The organism is Pirellulales bacterium (assembly GCA_036490175.1).
Lineage (GTDB): Bacteria > Planctomycetota > Planctomycetia > Pirellulales > JACPPG01 > JACPPG01.
On record DASXEJ010000096.1, the window covers coordinates 1 to 21735 of the forward strand.

17 protein-coding genes are annotated in these 21735 nt (G+C 60.4%); 4 read left to right on the forward strand and 13 right to left on the reverse strand.

Annotated features, from left to right (window positions below):
* Positions 1 to 616, reverse strand: a 616-nt coding sequence (locus VGG64_06870; GenBank protein ID HEY1599306.1) for a DUF2971 domain-containing protein, incomplete at its 3' end; no start/stop codon positions are given.
* Between the two features lie 399 nt (positions 617 to 1015).
* Positions 1016 to 2080, reverse strand: coding sequence for an acyl-CoA dehydrogenase family protein (locus VGG64_06875; protein ID HEY1599307.1), 1065 nt, complete (start codon positions 2078 to 2080; stop codon positions 1016 to 1018).
* Positions 2081 to 2323: 243 nt separating this feature from the next.
* On the opposite strand from VGG64_06875, the gene glgP reads away from it, so the two are divergent.
* The 3 genes from glgP (at position 2324) to VGG64_06890 (ending at position 7235) form a co-directional block, all read left to right on the forward strand.
* Positions 2324 to 4522, forward strand: a complete 2199-nt coding sequence (gene glgP / locus VGG64_06880; protein HEY1599308.1) for an alpha-glucan family phosphorylase — start codon at positions 2324 to 2326, stop codon at positions 4520 to 4522.
* A 70-nt stretch (positions 4523 to 4592) separates the two neighbouring features.
* Positions 4593 to 5555 (forward strand): deoxyhypusine synthase family protein, encoded by a 963-nt coding sequence (locus tag VGG64_06885; protein ID HEY1599309.1) that lies wholly within the window; start codon positions 4593 to 4595, stop codon positions 5553 to 5555.
* A 162-nt stretch (positions 5556 to 5717) separates the two neighbouring features.
* Complete coding sequence (locus VGG64_06890; protein ID HEY1599310.1) at positions 5718 to 7235, forward strand: DUF1501 domain-containing protein; 1518 nt, start codon at positions 5718 to 5720, stop codon at positions 7233 to 7235.
* Between the two features lies 1 nt (position 7236).
* Here the strand turns inward: VGG64_06890 and VGG64_06895 are convergent, their stop codons facing one another.
* The 5 genes from VGG64_06895 to VGG64_06915 all read right to left on the reverse strand — a co-directional run bounded on the left by VGG64_06895 (position 7237) and on the right by VGG64_06915 (position 12235).
* Positions 7237 to 7437 carry a hypothetical protein gene (locus VGG64_06895; GenBank protein ID HEY1599311.1) on the reverse strand — a complete coding sequence of 67 codons (201 nt, stop codon included), beginning with the start codon at positions 7435 to 7437 and terminating at the stop codon, positions 7237 to 7239.
* A 651-nt stretch (positions 7438 to 8088) separates the two neighbouring features.
* Positions 8089 to 9156: a phosphotransferase family protein gene (locus VGG64_06900; protein ID HEY1599312.1), complete on the reverse strand. Its 1068-nt coding sequence runs from the start codon at positions 9154 to 9156 to the stop codon at positions 8089 to 8091.
* A 90-nt stretch (positions 9157 to 9246) separates the two neighbouring features.
* Positions 9247 to 10449, reverse strand: coding sequence for an acyl-CoA dehydrogenase family protein (locus tag VGG64_06905; protein ID HEY1599313.1), 1203 nt, complete (start codon positions 10447 to 10449; stop codon positions 9247 to 9249).
* Between the two features lie 124 nt (positions 10450 to 10573).
* On the reverse strand, positions 10574 to 11293 hold the full coding sequence (locus VGG64_06910; GenBank protein HEY1599314.1) for a histidine phosphatase family protein: 720 nt from the start codon (positions 11291 to 11293) through the stop codon (positions 10574 to 10576).
* 168 nt (positions 11294 to 11461) lie between these two features.
* Positions 11462 to 12235, reverse strand: a complete 774-nt coding sequence (locus VGG64_06915; protein HEY1599315.1) for a glucose 1-dehydrogenase — start codon at positions 12233 to 12235, stop codon at positions 11462 to 11464.
* A 247-nt stretch (positions 12236 to 12482) separates the two neighbouring features.
* Between VGG64_06915 and VGG64_06920 the strand changes: the two genes are divergently transcribed.
* On the forward strand, positions 12483 to 13103 hold the full coding sequence (locus tag VGG64_06920; GenBank protein HEY1599316.1) for a DJ-1/PfpI family protein: 621 nt from the start codon (positions 12483 to 12485) through the stop codon (positions 13101 to 13103).
* A gap of 193 nt (positions 13104 to 13296) precedes the next feature.
* Here the strand turns inward: VGG64_06920 and VGG64_06925 are convergent, their stop codons facing one another.
* The 6 genes from VGG64_06925 to odhB all read right to left on the reverse strand — a co-directional run bounded on the left by VGG64_06925 (position 13297) and on the right by odhB (position 21665).
* Complete coding sequence (locus tag VGG64_06925) at positions 13297 to 14862, reverse strand: tetratricopeptide repeat protein (GenBank protein ID HEY1599317.1); 1566 nt, start codon at positions 14860 to 14862, stop codon at positions 13297 to 13299.
* A 487-nt stretch (positions 14863 to 15349) separates the two neighbouring features.
* The gene (locus VGG64_06930; protein ID HEY1599318.1) at positions 15350 to 15706 is read right to left on the reverse strand and encodes a hypothetical protein; all 357 of its coding nucleotides are present in this window, start codon (positions 15704 to 15706) and stop codon (positions 15350 to 15352) included.
* A gap of 500 nt (positions 15707 to 16206) precedes the next feature.
* Positions 16207 to 17472, reverse strand: coding sequence for a DUF1559 domain-containing protein (locus VGG64_06935; GenBank protein HEY1599319.1), 1266 nt, complete (start codon positions 17470 to 17472; stop codon positions 16207 to 16209).
* Between the two features lie 701 nt (positions 17473 to 18173).
* On the reverse strand, positions 18174 to 19106 hold the full coding sequence (locus VGG64_06940; protein HEY1599320.1) for a PEP-CTERM sorting domain-containing protein: 933 nt from the start codon (positions 19104 to 19106) through the stop codon (positions 18174 to 18176).
* Between the two features lie 570 nt (positions 19107 to 19676).
* On the reverse strand, positions 19677 to 20078 hold the full coding sequence (locus VGG64_06945) for a Dabb family protein (protein ID HEY1599321.1): 402 nt from the start codon (positions 20076 to 20078) through the stop codon (positions 19677 to 19679).
* A gap of 261 nt (positions 20079 to 20339) precedes the next feature.
* Positions 20340 to 21665: a 2-oxoglutarate dehydrogenase complex dihydrolipoyllysine-residue succinyltransferase gene (gene odhB, locus VGG64_06950; GenBank protein ID HEY1599322.1), complete on the reverse strand. Its 1326-nt coding sequence runs from the start codon at positions 21663 to 21665 to the stop codon at positions 20340 to 20342.
* Positions 21666 to 21735 lie beyond the last annotated feature (70 nt).

Below are 21735 nucleotides of genomic sequence, written 5' to 3' on the forward strand. Positions count from 1 at the left end.
CCGCGACCAGCTTAAAGCTGGCCTTCTCCAACCTCATTTTGCAAACTTTTGTTCCTGTCCCCTCTAACAGCTTTTTTATCAATAACTGCTGGTTTTCAGGCATTAGGGCACCAAGATATACCGCCGTCAGACTCTCGGGAGGGTAGTTCAAGGGACAGTCGCCTTTGGAATGTAGGATTCGCCATTCCTTTTCATACGCCCAGCACTCCGCCTTAATTAGCCAGAGGTCAATTACGTTGGCTAACGCATCATCGGCATTGGCGAGAATCTTGTCCGCATCAAGAACTGGAAAGCAGTCACGGTACTTTACGGCCGCCAATGCTCCTTGGCCTAATGCGATGGTATTGGAAAACTCCATACAGAGGCCAAGGTGTCCGTTTGCGTAGTGAGACCACATTAAGAGATGGTCGCTCAACTCAGAAAAGCAACAGACTCCCTGTAGGACGTTCCCAATGGAATTGCTGATTGAAGTCTGTAGCGCATTCATGGCTAACTGCTGGAGATAAGCCGCGTGGCTTTTGTCCATCTGAGCAATCAACTGAATGGCCTCAGGATTGGTCTTCAGAATCCGTTCTTGAACTCTCTCCGTCGTTGGATCGGAGAGAACAATATCCAAGGCACAATCAAACGGATCATTGAAGCTTCTGAGATTTGCAAACCAGAGACTATTTGCCGCGAGTCCGGCAATATCCTGTAACGTGCCGGGGCGATACCGATAAAGCTTGCTCGGTTATTCCATCGCGTCTTCTCCAAACAGAACGAGCCGCCCAATCTGTCGGGCGCCTTAGGCGATTCTCAATAGCGATCGGTCACGCGGTCGTTTCATCCCAACGCCCGTCATTCGCATTGTGGTCATTGCGTGAACCTTGCTCGCCTTGTCAAAGACCGCACGATTCGATACTGCCTTTCGTGTGCCCGTCCCCCATTTCGAGTGGGGCGGTTGATCTCCACACTCCATGACAGATGCGAGTGGAAAGGCGTAAAAGAGCAAGGATCTCTCCAGACTCAAAGATGCTCAGTCGCCCAGGCCTGCCAGATCGCACAGTGCTGCGTGGGCAACGGGCTGGGGGCAGCTCCAGACCAGGAAGAATAGCGCCTCGCGGCACCAGCGACCGGCCGGATGCCCTATGACATAGCCGGTTCCCTTGGCTGCGGTGAGCGCGGATTGCGTGGCCCGCAAGGCCAGACTATTCGCGCGAAAGCGCAGGTCTTGGCTGGTGCAGGACGTGTCGCCAGCGGCCAACGAGCAAAGATCTCGCGTGGCCTCGTCCGCATCGTGGCGCAATGCGGCCGTTGGCTTACGCAGATCTTCGCGCGCTATAGACTCGGCTTCCAGGTAACCGATCGCGCTGCGCGCCAACCCGATGGCCAGGGTTGATGTTTGCAATCCGCCGGTATTGCCACCGATGCCGCGCGCCATGACGTTTTCGGTCGGCCCGGCCAGCAGCCATTCATGCGCGACGGCCACCTGGCGGAATTGGATCGCGCCGGTGTGACTGGCCGAGAGTCCCACCAATCGGGCCGGCTCGTCGGCCGAGACGCCCGGTGAGTTCGTGGGCACGACAGCCAGAATCTGCCGGCCATCCTCCAACGTGGCGCCCGTTACGATTGTGTTAGCATGGGCGCCGCCGGTGACCCAGGGACTAAACCCATCGAGCAGGAAGCCATCGGCGGTTTCGACGGCTGCCAGCACCGGCCGCGCCAGATGCCGGCGACTGGTCGTGAGATGCGAGATGCCGACCGTGGAAAACGTCTCGCCCGATACGAGCGGCGGCAGCAGTTCTGCCTTGCGGGGGCTGTCGCCGTCGGCGATGCGCTGGCAGGCGCCGGTGCGCTGCGTGAGGATGAAAGCCGTCGTCAGGCAGGCTTCGCTGAGACGCAAATAGCCGCGAATCAGATCGGCGTCGTTCCACTCGAGCCCGCCCCACGCCTTGGGCAAAAACCAACGGTAGACGCCGTACTCGCCGAGCAACCGGAGTTGTTCGGCCGGCCAATGGCCGGTCACATCGAGCTGGTCGGTTCGCGCCGCTAGCTCGCGGCACAAGTCGTCGAACTGCGGATCATCGGGAGCAGTAATCATGACAGCAGGGAACCTATTGTTTTTCTGATTTTTCCCGCACCGGCGTTGTCGTGGCGCGCGGTAGATGGGATCGGCTGCGGCGTACGCCGGAGTATAGTCGCCTCAGGAACGCAGCGATCGCGTGGGGGCCCGGTTTCTGGCTGGCAATGGGGTCGCTTGGGCAATTGTAAATTGATACAATCAGGGACTTTGTGTGTGGGCATGCCGCAGGAAATGGCCTGTTAGTTGAAGGATCAATATCCGATGAGCCGGACGGAAATCGCGCCCAGCAAATCCCTGGAAGGTCTGTCCAAGGGAGGAGTCGACTTCGAATCCATCTACGACAAGTTGTTGGCCATGGCCAACAACTTGTGGTGGAGCTGGCACCCAGAGGTCGTGGAATTATACCGTGACCTCGACCCGATCCGCTGGCGTCAATTGGACCACAATCCGATTGCGCTGCTGGGGGAGTTTACGCCCGAGCGACTCGAGTCGCGAGCCAGCGAACTGGTGCTGCACAGCCGCATCAATCAGGCGTTTCGCCGCCTCAAAGAATATCTCGCCACCCAGAACGATTGGGCCATGACCCATACCGGCGTACTGGGGGCCAAGCCGGTGGCGTACTTCTCTGCCGAGTTCGGCATTCACGAATCGGTGCCGATCTATTCTGGCGGCCTGGGTGTACTGTCGGGCGATCACGTCAAAAGCGCGAGCGACCTGAGTGTGCCCTTCGTGGCCGTCGGGCTGTTCTATGACCAGGGCTATTTCAAGCAGCACCTGGACATCAATGGCTACCAGGTCGAGGAATACATCGACACCAAGGTCGAGAATCTGCCGATGCGGCCGGCCGTGGACATACATGGCAAGCCGATCATGGTTTCGATCGATACGCGGGCCGGACAGTTATTGGCCAAAGTCTGGTTGATGCACGTCGGCCGCGTGAAATTGTATCTGCTGGATTGCGACGTTGACGGGAACCGCCCCGAGGATCGCGAGCTGACCAGCCGCCTGTACGGCGGCGATCATCGTACGCGCATTCGCCAAGAGCTGGTGCTGGGCGTGGGGGGCGTACGTGCCTTGCACGCGCTGGGCATAACCCCGGGCGTCTATCATCTCAACGAAGGTCACAGTTCGTTTGCGTCGTTGGAAGTCATTCGCGCGATGATGGAAAACGACGGGCTCAGCTTCGATGAGGCGCTGCGCGACGTGGCCCAGCACACGGTGTTTACGACACATACCCCGGTGCCGGCCGGACACGATCGTTTCGACGGCGGCCTGATTGAAGAGCATCTCGGTCCCTTGCGCGATCGATTGGGCATCTCTTTCCAACAATTGATGGGCCTCGGGCGCGTCGAGCCGCAAAACGAGGGCGAAACCTTCTGCATGACGGTGCTGGCGCTCAAGCTCTCGCGGCGTGCCAACGCAGTCAGTGCGCTGCACGGCCACGTCTCGCGCCGCATGTGGGCCCACCTCTGGCCGTGGCGCGTCGAGGAAGAGATTCCGATCGGCCACATCACCAACGGTGTTCACGTGCGCAGCTGGCTGGCCTGGCAGATGCAACAGCTGTATGACCGCAAGTTCGCCGTCAATTGGTTCCTGCGAATGGGCGAACCCGAGGTCTGGCAGGACATTCACAAGGTCGATCCGGGCGAGCTGTGGGAAATTCACCACACGCTGAAGAATCTGCTGTTGTCGTTCGTGCGTCGCCGCGTCAGCCGGCAGCGCCGCCGGCGCGGTGAGACCGACGAATCGATCGAGGCAGCACGTAACATGCTCGATCCGAACATACTCACGATCGGTTTCGCACGGCGGTTCGCCACCTACAAGCGGGCCGATTTGATTTTGACCGATTTCGACCGCTTCTGTGATCTGATTTCGGATCCAGAGCGGCCCATTCAGATCGTCTTCGCGGGCAAGGCGCATCCGGCCGACGAGCCCGGCAAGCAGTTGATCAAAAAGATCTCGAACCTGCGTCATGACGAGCGCTTCGCGTCGCGCGTGGCGTTCATCGAAGATTACGATATCAACGTCTGCCGGCACCTGGTGCAGGGCGTGGACGTGTGGCTGAACAACCCACGCCGGCCGCTCGAGGCGTCCGGAACCAGCGGGCAGAAGGCCGTGCTCAACGGCGGCTTGAACCTGTCGGTGCTGGATGGCTGGTGGGCCGAAGCGTACGACGGCTCGAACGGTTTTGCCATCGGCAAGGGGACGAGCCACGCGTCGGACGAAATCAACGATCGCCGCGATGCCGATGATCTGTACCGCGTGCTGGAAGAAGAAGTGATACCGCTGTATTACGACCGCGACGTTGACGGTCTACCCCGCCTGTGGGTGCGGCGGATGATGAACTCCATTGGCTCGCTTGCCTGGCGATTCAGCGCGCACCGCATGGTAATGGACTACGTCCGCCGCTCGTATCTGCCCGCCGCCGGCGGCGTAAGCTGCGAGATGAGTGTCCGTTAACCGCGATTTTTTCTAGCCGCGTCCGATTTTTAACGGACGCGGCTTCGTTTTCTGTTGGGAGGCAATGCTGATGTCGATTTCGGAATTCATGGATCATAACTTTCGGCACTTCAACGCGCGGGAAACCGTCGATGCGTCACGTGCCTGGAAGAAGCATCTCGAAGCGGGCGGCAAGATGCTGCTGGCCATGGCCGGCGCCATGAGTACGGCCGAACTGGGCGTCTCGCTAGCCAAGATGATTCGCGCCGGTAAGATCCACGCCATTTCCTGCACGGCCGCCAACTTCGAGGAAGACATCTTCAACGTCGTCGCCCACAGCGACTATCGCATGGTGCCGCACTACCGTGACCTGTCGCCGGACGACGAAGTGCAGTTGCGCGACGAGGGCTTTAACCGCGTCACCGACACCTGCATTCCGGAAACCGTGATTCGCCATATCGAGGGAAAGCTGCTCGAATATTGGTGCGAGGCCGGCGAGAAAAACGAATCGTACTTTCCGCACGAGTACTTCTTTCGCCTGATCCGCGACGGCGTGCTGGAAAAAGTGCGGCAAGTTCCCAAAGAGCACTCCTGGGTATGGGCTGCCTACGACATGAAGATCCCGGTCTACACGCCGGGCTACGAGGACTCGACGCTGGGGAATATCTTCGCGGCCCGCGTCCTCGAGGGGAAAGTCAAAAGTCACAACGTCATCAAAAGCGGCACGGCCCAGATGGAGCACCTGGTGCGGTGGTATCTGGAGACGGTGAAGACTTCGGAAATTGGCTTCTTCCAGATTGGCGGCGGCATTGCCGGCGACTTTGCGATCTGCGCGGTGCCGCTGATCATCCAGGACCTGGAAAAAGACGTCAGCCTGTGGAGCTACTTCTGCCAGATTTCCGACTCGACGACCTCGTTTGGCTCGTACTCAGGCGCCGTGCCGAACGAAAAGATCACCTGGTGGAAGCTGGACCGCGATGCACCGAAGTTCATGATCAACTCCGACGCCTCGATCGTGGCCCCACTGATGTTCTCGTACGTCCTGGGAGAATAATCGGGCAGTGGCGGCCTTTCGCCGGCCAATCTGGGCATCTCAGGCTGGAATTCGGTCTTTCGGGTGTGGTACGATGAGGCCCGGTCGGGATCGTGCGCACGGGGCATTAACGTGCCGATGGTCCTGCCGCCCCGCCTTATAACCGCTTTACCAGGACCAGCCATGTTTCGTGTCCTTGGATCACCACGCAAGCTCTGTGATGGCGTCTCGCGACGCGATCTGCTGCGTGTCGGTGGTCTGGGGCTGGCAGGCTTGGCGCTGCCGGACCTGTTGCGATTGCAGAACGCGTCGGCTTCCGGCGACAAAGCGCAGCCCACCGCATTCGGCAATGCCAAGAGCGTCATCCTGCTGCACTTGTACGGCGCACCCAGCCAGATCGAGTTCGTTGATCCGAAGCCCAAGGCGCCGGTCGAGATTCGCGGCGAGCTGGGCTCGATTGCATCGAGCCTGCCGGGCTGTGACGTTTGCGAGCTATTGCCGAACTTTGCCAGGGTGATGGATCGCACGACGGTGCTCCGCTCAGTGACGCACCCCTATCCGTTGCACGGAGTGGCCTATGCGTTGACCGGCGTTCCGGCGATCGACGCCCCGATGGAACTAAGTCCGCGCGATCCGCGCCACTGGCCGTTTTTTGGCTCGGTGGTGGATTACGTCGAATCGCGCCGCGCGCTAGCGGCTGCGGGAGATGCTCGTCCGGCGCGGCGCGTGCCGAACAATATTGCGCTGCCGTTCCGCTTTAGCAGTCATCGCGTGGGAGAAGTGCCGCGCGCCGGTCCGTATGCCGCGTTCTTGGGAGGCGAATACGATCCAATCTGGACGGATTTCGTCGGCCAGGGGACCAAGGCCTTAACCAAAACGCTGCAGCAGCAGAAGTTCGAGGACAATGATCCTTACATCGAGCTCACGGCGGATAGCCACTTCGTAGTGCCGTCGGCCACGGCCTTGGCCGCTGAGATCACGTTGGATCGGCTCGATCGGCGGCGGACATTGCTCACGCAGTTGGATCAAGCGCGGGCGGATCTGGCCACCAGTGGCGGCGGCCGGCAATTCGATCGTTACCGCCAGATGACCTACTCGCTGTTAGAGTCGGACGATTTGCGGGGCGCGCTCGATGTTCGCACCGAGCCCGAAGCCACCCGCGATATGTACGGCCGCACGCTGTTTGGCCAGGCATGCCTGGGCGCCCGGCGATTGGTCGAGGCGGGCAGCCGCATGGTGACGGTATTTTGGGACGAATATGGGCTGGCCGGCAGCGGCTGGGACACGCATTGGAACCATTATCCGCGGATGCGGCAGGAGCTTTGCCCGGGCCTGGATCGAGCCTGGTATGGCCTGATTAGCGACTTGGACAGGAGGGGTCTGCTCGATGAAACGCTGGTGGTTTGTACCAGCGAGCATGGTCGCACGCCCCACATTGCCAATGTCGAAGGAGGTGGCCGTGACCATTGGTCGCGCGTTTATTCGGCCTTGATGGCCGGCGGCGGCGTGGCGCGCGGGCGCGTCGTGGGTGCCTCGGACAAGCATGGCGGCGATGTGGCCGATCATCCGATCAGCCCCAAGGACATGCTGGCCACGATGTATCATCTGTTGGGTATCGATCACTCGATGATCGTTCACGATACCCAAGGTCGACCGCTTCCGCTGGTCGATGGCGAAGTAATCACGGCCGCATTGGCCTGAATCAGCGCTTCGGCAAAAAAAGTTTTTCTTCTTCGCGGCGAAGTTCTGCGACTGTCTTCTCGATCATGATGCGCGCTGGCGCGAGCGCGATTACCGCGAACTTTTTTTCCGGCGCGACTGCGCACTTGCGCTGCGCATGAAGTGAGCGTAAGTGAAAAACAGCTAATTTGCCGGGGTTTTTCGCAGTCACGACGGTGCGCATCTCAATCGCGCGCGTGCGCCATCGACAAGAACATTGCCAGCGCGCTGGTGCGCGCGCGATACGATTCACACGTCGCGCAACGCGCGAAGGACGCAGCGAATGAAGGCGCGCGACAGTGCGATTAGCGCGGTTTTGGCAAAAATGGTGTTGCACTATTCCACGTCAACCCGTAAAAATGCGTGCATGTGGCAGCAGTGCCTGCTGCCAGTCAATGTAAGCAGGCATCTGCCACGCAGAGTTTTTGATTCGAGGTGAGCTGCGGTCGGAAGAGGATCACTAGGAAGATCCAGGGCACGGCTCACCAGCACCCTATGTTAGGAGGACGTAAAAGTGGCTAAGAAGAAAGCTGCCAAGAAGGGCACGAAGAAGAAGGCCGCCAAGAAGAAGACCGCCAAGAAGAAGTAGGTGGTCCGCGGCCGTGATCGAATAGGTCGTGGCTGCGTCCAAAGCGTAAAGCAACAACGGTGACGAGCCGCCCGCCCCTAAAAGGTGGGCGGCTCTATTTATTGATAGGCGCCGCTTGTTACGCCGTGCATGCCCGCCGGGACCGGATTCTGGCCAGACAGGACCAAGCCGTACGTCCTTGTCGGTAAGGACTTTGCGAGATGCGGAAGCGTCGCTCGATGTGCTACAGGGGCCATCGCCGGGATTTCAGTATTTTCCCGTCTCGGCCGCTCGCAGGCTGGCCCGCATCATGATCTTGCCGGCCTCGAGAAAAGCTACGAAGCGCTCGTCCTTCGTCAGGCCGTGATGGTAGCGATAGTAAATCTGCTGCGCGATCACGGCCGTCTTGAAGAGCGCGTACACGTAATAGAAAACCATGCCTGACATGTCGCGCCCCGTTTTCTCGGCATAGCGGGCCACGAGTTCTTGCCGTGTCAAAGTGCCGGGCACTGTGGTGGGGGCCCAGCGGATGAGCTGCATCTCGGGGGGATCGTCGGCATTGATCCAATAGCAGATCGCCGTGCCCAGGTCCGACAACGGATCGCCGAGCGTACACATCTCCCAATCGAGCACGCCGATAATGCGCGTAATGTCGTCGGCCGAAACGATCGTGTTGTCGTACTTGTAGTCGTTGTGAATCAAGGACGCCGAGGTTTCAGCCGGGATATGTTCGGTCATCCAGCGGCTAATCGGCTCGACTTCGGCGATATCGTGCGTTTGCGAGCCGTAATAACGCTTGATCCAGCCCTCGACCTGACGTTGCATGTAGCCGTGCGGCTTGCCAAGATCGCCCAGACCGATGCCCTCGTAATCCAGGGCGTGTAGCGCGGCCAGGGTGTCGACGAATGATTCCCCCAAGTGACGCGCGACGGCAGGGGAGAAATCGAGGCCCGGCGGAGGATCGCGACGAATGATCACGCCGCGGATGCGTTTCATCAGGTAGAACGGCGCGCCAAGAACGGCATCGTCTTCGCAATACAGTACCGGTTCTGGCGCCGGGGCGAATACCTTGTACAGTTTCGACAGGACGCGATATTCGCGCCCCATGTCATGGGCGCTCTTCACCTTGCTGCCGAACGGGGGGCGCCGCAAAACCATGTCCAGCTCGCCCAACCGCACGGAGTAGGTCAGGTTCGAATGGCCGGCGGGAAACTGCTCGATGGCCAGCGCGCCTGCCACGCCTGGCAAGTGCTCTCGCAAGTAGGCTTCCAATCGCGCGGCGTCCAATTCCTCGCCGGAACGCATGGCTCGGGTTTTGTCCAAAAACTCGCTCACCTGACGAACTCCCGTTACGCTTGTATGGTCTGGGGCAATTGACGCCGCGGCCGCCGGCCAATTTTCCGCCCGGCCACTCTCAGCGGGCGATTACGAGATCTTCAATCCATAGCGGGACAGGACCCGCTTGGCGACCACCATCTTGTGGACTTCGTCGGCGCCGTCATAGATCCTGGCGCCACGCTCGTTGCGGAGGAACGTCGATAGGGGCGTGTCGCTGGTGATGCCCAGGGCCCCGTGAACCTGGATCGCGCGATCGATGACCTTGAGCAGCACGTCGGCGGCGAAGAACTTGATGCACGAGATCTCTTCCCGTGCCTGGTTCATGCCCTGGTTGTCGATCTTCCAGGCGGCTTCGAGCACCATCAGGCGCGCGGCGTTGATCTCGGCGCGGCTGTCGGCGATCCATTGCTGGATAATCTGTTGCGATCCTAGCGGCTTGCCCGGTGCAAGCTCGCGGCTGGCAGCGCGGCGACACATCAGGTCGAACGATCGCTCGCAGATGCCGATCCAGCGCATGCAGTGATGAATGCGGCCTGGGCCCAGACGTTCTTGGGCGATGGCGAAGCCTGCCCCTTCTTCGCCCAACAAATAGGTTTGCGGCACCCGGCAATTCTCGTAGGTAACTTCGGCGTGGCTATCGTAGTCGTCGCCAGCGTGTCCCATCAGCGGGATGTTGCGGACGAACTTGAATCCCGGCGTGTTCAAGGGGACGATGATCTGGCTGGCCCGCTTGTGCGGAGGGGCCTCGGGATTGGTCACCGCCATGACGATGGCGAACGATGCCCCGTCGTACGAAGACGTAAACCACTTGCGGCCGTTGATGACGTAATCGCTGCCTTGCTTGACCGCGGTGGTGTCCATCCACACGGGATTCGAACCGGGACGATCAGGCTCGGTCATGGAAAAGCAACTGCGGATTTCTCCTTCGACCAGCGGACGGAACCAGGTCTTCTTCTGCATCTCGCTGCCGAACTGCATGAGGATTTCCATATTCCCCGCGTCGGGCGCCTGGCAATTGAAACAGTAATGCCCGAGCGTGCTTCCGCCCAGCACTTCGCTGACCTGCCCATGCTCGAGCAGCGACAGCCCCATGCCCCCTTCCTCGCGCGGAATTTGCGGACACCAGAGGCCCAGTTGGCGGACTTTGGCCCGCTTCTCGCGCAGCTTGGGGACCAGAGCCTTGAAGCCGTGTTCGCGCGCCTCGGGCTCGAGCGGGTAAAGCTCTTCCTCTACGAACGCGCGCATGCGCGCGAGGATGTCCTGCATCTTGGGCGAAGTCGAGAAGTCCATACGCGTCCCCCGTGGATCAGAATTGGGCTCAGTGGTGGTTTTTCGTTCGGTGCCGCGCCCTCGCGGGGGCGGGTTTCTACAATCGTCGCATTTCCCACGACGCTGTAAAGCAGTTTCATGGCCTTTAGCGGTAGGTGAGATGCTCTGCATCGTCCAAATGCGGAAACGCGTTGTAGCTGCTAAGCGTAAAGCGCTCGCCGGAGTAGAGAAACTCGCTGAATGCCGCGTTGCGCACCATCCAGGCTAGCTGCAGGGTAGTGCGGTGCGAAGTGTCCAAGGCTCGCTGCATGCACACGCCCACCGGTCCGCCGGAGGTGAACAAGGCAACCTGCCGGCGCGTGCCCGGCAGCGCCACGATATGGTCGAGCGCCTGCTGTACGCGCTGGCAGAACGTGGTCCAGGATTCCACCTCGGGCAAATCCAGCTCACCGTGAGCCCAGCGATCGATGACGACTTCGTATAGCTTTTGAAAGGTGCGTATTTTTTCCGCCCGGTCGCCGGCACGCTGCACGGCTGCGTGCAGTTGTGCGATGTGCTCGTGCTGGGCGACGAGACCGGGCAGGGCCTGCTTGAGCACGGCTTCGGCCTGATATTCGTCGAGCCCTGGCAGCAGCACCGCCGCAGGCCATGGCAGACCGGCCTCTTGATAGGCCTGGCCGACCAGACGGGCCGTGTCGGCGTGTCGTCGGCAGGGGCCGACAAAGACCGCGTCGAAAACGACATTGCGGCGCGTCCAGTATTGACCCAGCAGGCGTGACTGCGTTTCGCCAATCAGGGAAAGCCGATCGTAGTCTTCGGCAAAGAACGATGCCTGCCCATGCCGCACGACATACAGGTTGCTCATGCGTCACCGCATGTCCGCAGCGCCGACAGCCGCACGAGCAAATCACCAAACCCGCGCAGGGACAATGCCGTGCGAAATAACGTCGCGCCAGGCAACGTCGATCGTCGCACTGGCAGGTTATTGTGTCCTGCAGCGTGAGACATTACGTCATTCGGCATTCGTCATTCCCTAGATCGTGTGACCGCCGTCGACGACGTAAACACCGCCGGTGCAATACGAGGCCGCGTCGCCGGCCAGGAAAATGGCCAATGGTGCGATTTCCTCGGGCTGCGCCATGCGCTCGAGCGGCAACTGCTCGACGAATTTTTGCAGATTACGCGGATCCTCCCAAAGCGCCTTGCTGAACTTGGTCTGCACCAGGCCAGGGCAGATCGCGTTGACGCGAATCTTCGCCGCGCCCCACTCGGCTGCCAGAACCTTGGTCAGGCTAATCAGCGCCGACTTGCTGACGCTATAGATGCCCAACATTGGCTCAGGGCTGATGCCGCCAATGCTGCTGATGTTGATGACCGAGCCGCCGCCGCGTTCGGCCATGATCGGAAACGCGCGCTTGCCCAGTTCCAGCGGTCCCTTGACGTTTACGGCCATAATCTTGTCGAAGACGCCCTCGTCGGCCGTCACGATGGGTCCGAAGACGGGATTGGCCGCGGCGTTGTTGACGATGATATCCACGCCGCCGAATCGCGAGACCGTCTTGTCTACCAGGGCGTGCAGATCACTGATGCTGCCGGCATGTGCGGCCAGCGCGTCGGCCTCGCCGCCGGCCGCCTGAATGCCCTTGGCCACCGCGTCGACGGCCTCCTGCTTACGGCTGCTGACCATCACTTTGGCGCCGAACTCGGCCAGGCCGCGGGCGATCGACTCGCCGATGCCTTTGCTGGCGCCGGTGACGATGGCAACCTTGCCAGTGAGGTTGAAACGTGCTCGAATCGAATCCGACATGGTACATCCCCTCGTATTTCGCCCTGGGCGGTCCGCGTTGCCGTGTCCAAAGAGAGCAGACTAACATCCGCTAACCACGTGAGCAACGAGCGCCAACGAGCGACCATTTGTAGGAACTGCTTCGGTCGGGCGGCTCGTCGCGGCGCTGCGGCATTTCGCAGCGCGGCAACGTTTTAGACACACTGCACGCTCAGTAATTTGCGCGATTGGGCCCGCCAATCGCCACACACCAGAAAGGGCGGTTCGCATGCCCGCGACAAGCTCCGTCCGCAATGTGGCGATCCTAGTGTTTGACGATGTCGAGGTGCTGGATTTCTGCGGCCCCTTCGAAGTGTTCTCAGTGACGGGGCGCAATGAGGATCCCCCTCCATTTCACGTTTACACAGTCGCCGAAAAGTCCGGCACGATCACGGCCCGCAATGGCCTGCGGGTGGTGCCGCATTTTTCGTTGGCCGAGTGTCCGCCGCCTAGCCTGCTGGTGGTGCCGGGAGGCCAAGGAACGCGGCGTGAAATGCACAATGCACCGCTGTTGGCTTGGATTGCGGAACGCGCCACAGCAACCGAGCTGACGTTGTCGGTGTGTACTGGCGCGCTGATCCTGGCCAAGGCGGCGTTGCTCGAGGGACTAGAAGCCACGACCCATCACGGCGCCATCGAACTGTTGCGCGAGACCGCGCCCCGTACCAAGGTCGATCCGCGACGGCGCGTGGTCGATAACGGTCGCATCATCTTGTCGGCCGGAGTGGCTGCGGGCATCGACATGTCGCTGTACGTCGTGGCCAGGTTGTTGGGCCAGGAAAAGGCCGAAGAGACAGCCCGCTACATTGAATATCCGTGGCCTCGTCCAGGCTGGGAGACAACGGGATAGCGGGCGACGGGACAGTTCGCGACGGGACGGCGCGCCCGCGTATCATGGTCCAAGGGACCACTCTGAAAAACAGTTCTGGCCTGAAATGCAGTTAGGCACAACGGCGCCGGCCCATCGACCTGACTTGAACGCGCACCATGTGCGTTGGGCGCAAGCCTGGTTGAGCTCATCGACTCACCCTGGCTGCCCGTCACTACGGTTTGGGGGCCGCAGGTTTTGTGGCCTGAGGTTTGGCGACGGGTGGTTTGCTCGCTGCAGGTTTTGCAGCAGGGGACTTCACGGTAACCGGCGCGGCGTCGTCGGCTGCTGCGTCGGGCGCGTCCGCCGGTGCGGCTTTGCGGGGCGCTCGTGCAGCCGGTTTCTTCGAGAGTCGGTCGTACAGCTTTTGCGCTTCGGCCCGGTAGGCGAACGGCGCGTCGCTCTTCAGCGCGATGTCGAGCATCGGTTTCGCCGTTTCGCCGCGATTGCGGTCATCGGCAAAAGTGGCGAAGAAGTAGATGGCGTCGGGAGTCAGTGGTTGCCCGCTGCTGGCGATGGAATTGAACAAACGTTCTGCATCATCCATGCGTCCCAGGCGATAATAGATCCAACCCAGAATCGCCGCGGATTCGGCATCGCGTGATTGTCTGAGCGTGGCGTCGGCCAGCGTCATGGCACGCTTGCGCTCGTCTTCGCCGATTTCGACCAGTGCCAAGGCCAACTCATTGGCGACGGCGCTGGCGCCGGGAGTCTCGAGGTAGGATTTCTCGAGATACTTTTGCGCCGTGGGATAGTCTTTGGCAAACCGCGCGATGCGGCCAGCAAGCAGCAACGCCTCGGGCGAGTTGGGGTCAATGGCCAGCGCCTCGTCGATTTGCGCCTTGGCTTCGTCCAACTGACCGATGCGCAAGAACCAGAGCGCCACTTCCAAACGAGTCTTCAACTTCTTGGGCTCGCTGGCGACGGCCAATTTCATGTACTTTTCGGCATTGGCCCGGTCCTTGGCATTGTCGTACAGCTGCCCAAGCGTGATTTCGGCCGAGGGAATTTCCTCGTCCATGCGCGAGGCCGCTTGCAGCTCGGCGTAGGCTTCTTTTTGCTTATCCAATTCGAACAACGCCTCGCCCATGCGATAGTGCGCGATGGCCGAATCCGGTAGAGCCTTGAGCAAATCGGCCAGGAGCTTGCGGGCATCCTCCCAGCGCTCTTGGCTTTTGGCGGCGCCCGCCGCATTCAAATAGGCGCGCTTGCCGAGATCTTTCTTCCGTTCGGGATCTCCCTTAAAGGCCTTGGCCAGTGGGATCGCCTTGTCGGACAAGAGTGCGGCGTCGGTCCAACGCGCATCTCGCAGTGCGATTTCCGCCATCAATAGAAAAGCGTCGGGATCGTTGGGATTTTCGGTGACGGCCTTTTCCAACTGGACGCGCCCTTCACGCGGACGATTGGCAGTGAAGTATGCCATTGCCAGCAAGATCCGCCCGCCGGGCAAGTCGGCATGGGCTTTGGCAGCGGCATTGAACGACTCGAGCGCCCCGTCGATATCCTGTTTGCCAAGCTTCTGCCGTGCTTCGTCAAGTTCGGGATAAGCCTTCTTCTCGGCCGCCGCGGCACTATCAACACGGAGCGGCTCAGCCGAAGCCGGGCCGGCAGTCAGTCCGCCCACGCTGAGGGCGGCTGCGACGAGCAACGGGTACGTCGACAGCGGTCGGCTGCGTTGCCAGCCCGCGCTGCGCCGCGGCCACGCAGTCAAAATCAAAACAGTCGACTTCGAGCGGCACATATGTTGATCCTCGCGCGGGATATGAAACCTGGGCAGGGTCCTGATAGAAGCAATTTCGACCCGCGGGCATCGGCGTCACCGAGCCGCGGGCGTATGCCAAGATCAGACCCACAGCTCTGCCACCATTAGACGGGATAATCGATTCTACCACGGTCAATACGGGTTGCCAGCGTGCCCGGATTGAAGAACCAATACGTTTGCACGATCATCGGCTTGAAACTGCGGCGCACGAGCCATCAGCGCTGCGGCAATCCGCACTGTCCGGCCCAGCAATAGTGTCCGGCACAGCAGCACCGTCCGGCACAGCAACAGTACCCGGTCCAGCAACGCTGCCGGACCCGGTAACAATGAACCTGCAAATAGGCTGGTCCACGGCTTTATAGACTGCCCCCTCGGTTTGCCGTTATTCAACCCGCCGTGATTGCGTCCTTACAGGCAGGACCACGGCGCCCGATGACGCCCGTTAGTCAATGGCAACAGGGCCTGCTTACGGCGCGCCCTTGATTTTCGCCAAGGCCTTCTGGGCTGCCTCTTTCGCGATGGGGTCCTTGTCGGCGGCCATCTTCTCGAGCGCAGGAATGGCACCGAATTCCGCGGCATCCGGCCCGATCTCTGCCAGAGCATCCGCCGAAGGAATGCGGAGGTCCTTAATGAAGCCCACCTGCTTTTTCTTGGCCAACTGTTTAACTAGTTCCTTGATGCGCTCGGGGTCCTTGTCGACGGGACCGGGCGTCGGGTATTTCCGCTTGCAGCCGCTCGCCGGCACGATCGCCAACAGGGCCAAGAGCGATGCGGCAAAACCGAGAGAACGAAACAGGCGGTAAAACGACGAGTTCGGTTGCATAATATCCAACACTCTGCTGAGGATTTAGGAATTGCGGGAAAGCACCGGTGAACAGATTTCAGAATACGTCGGCCACCACATGGTTGACAAGACTTGGCTCACACCCCGAGGACAAGTCGCAAGATTACCACGGTTGGATATTCCGTCGGGTAGTTCTCCGTCCTCGGCGAGCGGGCACCGCGGGAGCGTCCGATGCATTCCAGGACGCAGCCATGGCAGCTGAGCAAGCGGAAATGCCTTTGTGTTCTCAGGTGCTCGCCGCTTGCCGGGCAACGTCCTACCAACAACCCGCGAAACTGCCAAACACCATAAGCGATGCTGCCGCCAGTCCACTACGTCAACACCTCTCTGCGATGCCCTGGGGTCAACCCTTTGGATACCGCAGAGAGGCAAACCGCACGTTGATGGCGCTTCTCGCACAACAAATCCCGTATCCCGCACGACCATCGCTGGGATGGTACGGTTTCTACCGTGGTTATGCACTATATCGTGGTGCCGAATCACGGAGGCGAAGCGGGCTCTCCGCCGGCGCGGGTCGACAGTGCCTGATAGACGCCGTAGGTCGGCAGCACGCTGCCGTTGATGTTTTGTGTGGCAAGGAATATAGCGTTAGGGTAATTGCCCGAGGTGATGTAGATAGGCGTTGTACCTGACGTCCCTGTGTAGGGAATGTAGCCGTACTGTCCGTTCGGGGTGCCGTTACCCACGCTGTCGATGGTGGCGGGAATGAATCGCACGCTGCCATCGGCCATCAAGAAGTTGCCCCCGCCAGGATGCGACGAGCGGAAGCTACCGACATAACTGCCGCTTGGTGCGCTATTCGCATTGCTGTTGCAGGCATTTGGTGCAGTGCTTATTGAAACGGCGGCGCCGGCATATGTGTGCACGACCGGGTATTTGTTCAAGGGCTGCATGGTCACCCCGAACGGACCGCCGGCTTTAAACGTTGTGTCAATGCTCGAAAGAGCCTGCGCATTGGTCTGCCCCGCGATCCAGGCCCACACCGGCGGGAACGGCCCCTGCACGCCCAAGGTTGTGTTCGGGTTCTGGAGGTTGAAACCCAAGAACCACTTCGAACCTTGGGCGGCTTCTCCCATCATGAACGTATTGCTGAGTCCATCGGTAATCGCCTGCGCCGCATTGAGCATGTTCACGTCGAACATGCCGCGCTCCCAATTCGGAGTTGCATATGATCCATCGAAGCACATAGCATCGTTGATGCCCTTGGATAGCGCATAGTCGAGCGCCCCGAAATAGCCATTGAACGTTGCCATGGGCCCGGCTTTAGCCAAGGTTCCTTGGGAGCCGGTCGGCGAGGGGACCGGGTAGAGAGCCGATACCGTTGTGGTGCCAAAATCGAGCCACTTGAAGTAGATCGGGTTGTCCTTGTCGTCCGAGGGACAAGCGAACGTCGGTATTACCTGGTTCGCCACGACCTGCGGCTGAAAATACCAATTCGTCGAATAGTTGTACATCGAGGCGGCCGCGCCCTGTTCGAAATAGGGGAGCAGCATCGAGCAGGCGCTAGCGTAAAAATCGGATGTCAAAACGGTCGCCAGGCCGCCGGGAACGAACACTCCGTTGGAGCCGAGATAGTTCTGATGCGCCAGGCCAAATTGTTTTAGATTGTTTTGGCATTGCGCCTTGCGGGCCGCCTCGCGCGCGGCTTGCACCGCAGGCAACAGGAGCCCAATCAAGATTCCGATAATGGCGATCACGACCAAGAGTTCAACCAGCGTGAAGCCGGTGCGGCGCCGCGAGTGCATAGAAGTCTCCCTTTCCCGAGCCATAGGGGGCGTCCCCCCTATTATTAAAAAGAAGATCAGAACGGCCTCCCGAACGGGGGACCTGCCCTGATCGTATCGGGACCAAGGAGCGATTGCAAACTTTTCGTGGAAATTTTATGCACGTTTCGTTACAAAAACGGACGGCAGGCTCAACACCGTGCGCCGTCGCCGAGCGAATGCGCCGCGACGGCCGAGGAAGCACCCTCGAAGTTCGCACGATCGCGATCGAGACGACACGGCGGTGGTCGAGACGGGACGGTCGCGGTCGAGGTGGCAATCATCACGGCGCCAAGCGAAGAGTGCCGTTTCCGGCCCGTCGGCCGTGCGGTGATCGATGCATTTGCCGCGCGAGGTGTGGCGGCGGATTCATACGGTGCCACGCGTAAGCGCCCGCACGGCGGAACGGCAACCGAAAACGAATCCGCGCGGCCAGCTCGCCAAACTGACGAGCTTTCTACGGCGCATTGGCGCGCCCGGCCCGCAGGCTTGAAAAGAAACGCGGCCCGCCCAGCGCATAAAAAAAGCTGGGAACGATCCATTGAATCGTTCCCAGCTCGGGATTCACCATTTAGCCGGCCTGTGGGGACGGGGTACAACTCCGTCCGTGCAGGCCATCGCACTCGTTGCCAGCCACCGCGTCTCTACCCAAGACAGACCCGTGGCGTGCTGCGAGGTTACCACTACGACTTGCGTCGTCTCCAGGCCAACAGCATGCCCAAAGCGGCCATGCCGGTCATCACAAACGTACCTGGCTCGGGGGTGAAGACGATCTGACCAGTAGCAAAGACCAGTGTCCCGCCCGCTCCGCCTGCAGGGTCGGTGCCGGCAAGAGAACCATCAAGGTTGTAGGGGGTATTACCAACGGCAAGGAACTGTCCCTGGCCCAAAGCATAGTTGTCGGGAATATGGACGTCGCCCTTGGCAATGATCTGGGCCAAGGGAACCGTCAGAATGCCATTGACGAACTGGCTAGCCAATGGTGCTTGGTCCAGCACGTTTGCACCTAACGGTCCGAACAGGCCAGTGTATGACATGTCCACACCGGTCGAGCCACCACCGACGATGCCGGTCGCCTCGGGTTGGAAGAGGTAGCCCGTCGTGCCAACGGCCGCACCGGGCCCTTGAGCGTAGACACCTTGTCCACTATTCACCGTGGTGACCGTTCCGAAGGTATCACCCGCGTCATTGAAGCCATTGATGCCTTGTAGCGATGCAGTACTACCCGAGTACCAATAGCTGTCCTTGTACAGCTCGTTCGTAGTGGCAGCGCTGCCGGGCGGGAAGCTCGGGCCACCGGCACCGCCATTGCCGATACTATTTGGGCTGTTCAGGTCCAACGTGTTCCAGGCGGTCTGAATATCAGGCACGTTTGACGCGCCAGCGGCCTGAATTGGGCTAGTTCCGTTGCCGCTGAATGTGATGTTCTGAGCGAATAACGTACTGTCCGGGTTCGCGGCTACGTCAGCGGCAGTAATCTGCACGCCAATCGTAAACGCCTTGGCGCCGGTGATGCCAGGCGCGCTGTTCACGGCCATGACAACCAATTGAACAGCTTGGGCAGAGGTGGCCATCGCCAGAACGACGGCCGCAGCGAGGAAAGCTCTTAATCTCACGGTGTACTCTCCTAAATGGTGACAAACACGAATGCGGGTAGACGATTTTTTTTGATTAATCCCAGCACACTAGCGCTAAGACGAACGACTCGATAAGTAGACGGGAATTACCTAAGGGCATGCTGCAGAAAGGACCACCAAGCTTCGACCGAAAAGAATTCGGTTACAAAGCAAGTTCCGTCATGGAATGCCTTAGGTCGCGGGATGTATCGACTCGCGTCGATTAAACCCGGTCCTGAGGAAGGTGGTCACTAGCACCCTGTAATGGGCGAGGCAGATAGCTCGTGCTGGTTACCGAACCCTGGCGTACTGCCGGGGCCGATATCCGCCTCAACTTCACGTGAGTTTACGTAGACCGGTAACCTGTGTCAAGCATTTTTTTATTAGCTTTGCATGAAGCCCGATTTTGTAGCCGATCCTCAAACAGGCCATATTTGCGGGCTAAATGGCCCCTGGGAACGGCGACGCGGCTCCCTCCGGCCCGATAAACGGTCCGGCCGGCCGTACGGATCGTCCTGCCATCCACCGTTGGTAAGGAGCCCGGGCGGCCCCGCCGCGGTTCAAAGCCCCCTATTCCGCCCAATAGTCGAAGACCACCACCTTTTCGCGGCGATCGCGGACTACTTTCACGTAGTCATCGTGGGCCGGATGCTTCAAGTACGCGTCGCGCGACTTTTCGTCCTGGAAACTGACGACGAAGGCGTGGGTCAGGCCGTCGGACTTGCCTTCCGGGCTGACATTCGTGCCGTGCTCGAAGGCCACGATGCCATCGATTTTGCCTGGCAGGGCTGCGAACGCGTCCACAACCTGTTGCACCTGCGCCGGCGAGACGTCGTCTTTGAACTTGTACAGCACGATGTGTCGCAGCACGCGCGGTTTAGAAATGGCGCCGCCCGCGTCCGTCTTTGTCGAGAGCAGCATGGTAAGGCCCACAGGGAGTGCGATCAGGGCAAGTAGCATGACGATTCGCATGGTGGATTCCTCGCGGCGAGTGAATGACAAAATTGTTTTGACCAGGAAAACCCGGCAAGAGACGTTGCCAAGAGCTTGCCAGAAGATGCAGTGTATCGTGCGCTCGCGCCGCGATGAAACCACCGTCCGTGGTCGTGAAAATGACAGCCAGTAGTGCGAGAGTCCGCGACAGCGCTGCGCTGCTCGACACCTTTATAGGACGTGCGTGCGCCGCCGCTGGCGCGACGGATGTTGCGAGACGTAGAGCCTTGGTGCCGCAGTCTACAGTTCGAGCAACATGCGGGCAGGCTCTTCCACGCATTCCTTGACCGTCTTCAAGAATGTCACGGCGTCGCGGCCGTCAACGACGCGATGATCGTACGTCAGGGCCACGTACATCATGGGCCGAATCACGACCTGGCCCGACCGTGCCACGGGGCGTTCCTGAATAGCGTGCAGGCCCAAAATGCCGCTTTGCGGCGGGTTAACGATGGGCGTCGAGAGCAAAGAGCCATAGACACCGCCGTTCGAGATGGTGAAGGTACCCCCTTGCAGCTCTTCGACCTTGAGCTGGTTTTTCTGGGCGCGCTGGCCGAATTCGGCGATGGCCTTCTCGATTTCTGCAAAGCTGAGCCGCTCGGCATGACGCAGCACGGGCACGACCAGCCCCTTGCCGCCGCCGACGGCGATGCCAATGTCGTAGTGGTTGCGGTAGACGACGTCCGTACCGCGGATCTCGGCATTGACGACTGGCACATGCTTCAGCGCCTGGACAGTTGCCTTGACGAAGAACGACATGAAGCCGAGCTTCGCGCCGTAGGTTTCCTGAAACAGATCGCGGTTTTCGCTGCGCAAGGCCATGACGGCCGACATGTCGATCTCGTTGAACGTCGTCAGCAGGGCCTGCGTCTGCTGGGCCTCGACCAGCCGTTCGGCAATCCGCTGGCGCAAAAGGCTCATCGGCACGACCTCTTCGTCGGCCTCCGCGATCGCGGGCGTGTCGACTTTGATTTCGCCTCCGGCTCGGGCTGGGCGGGTGGAGGGATGCATCTTTCGAGAACCCGCATCGCCGCCCGGAGTCAATCGCCGCGCGGGGGCTGCGGGCGCTGGAGGCGCTATCGGTTGTTTCTCTTGCGATGCCGCGGGCGCGTCCGGCTTGGGCGTAGATGATGTGCTCGGCGCCGTGGGCTTGGCCGCGGCGACTGGGGCGCGCGGTGGTTCAGCCTTGGCCGGGGCTGTTCCGTTGTGGTCTGTCGCAGCCGGTGCCTTTGCCGCGGGCGCCGTAGGGGTGTTAGACGGTGACGCCGGAGAAGATGCCGATTCAGCGGCGTTGCCAGCGGGTGCGGCTGGCGAGCTACTTGTCGCGGCCCCTTTTTCTTCCATATAGGCGATCGTCTCGCCGACCTGGGCCTTTTCGCCGCGCTGCTTGAGCACCTGAGTCAGCACGCCATCGATCGGCGATGGCAGCTCGGCGGTGGCCTTGTCGCTTTCGATCTCGACCAGCGACTCGTCCCGGCGCACCGGATCGCCGACGCGCTTCAGCCAGGCGCCAATTTGCACCTCGGTGATCGACTCACCGACGGACGGTACTTTCAGTTCCAGCGGCATGATTCGCCTCGTTGCAGTGGCTGCACCAACGCTATTTTCCAGGGCTCTGGCCCGTCGGGCGCGAGCCGGC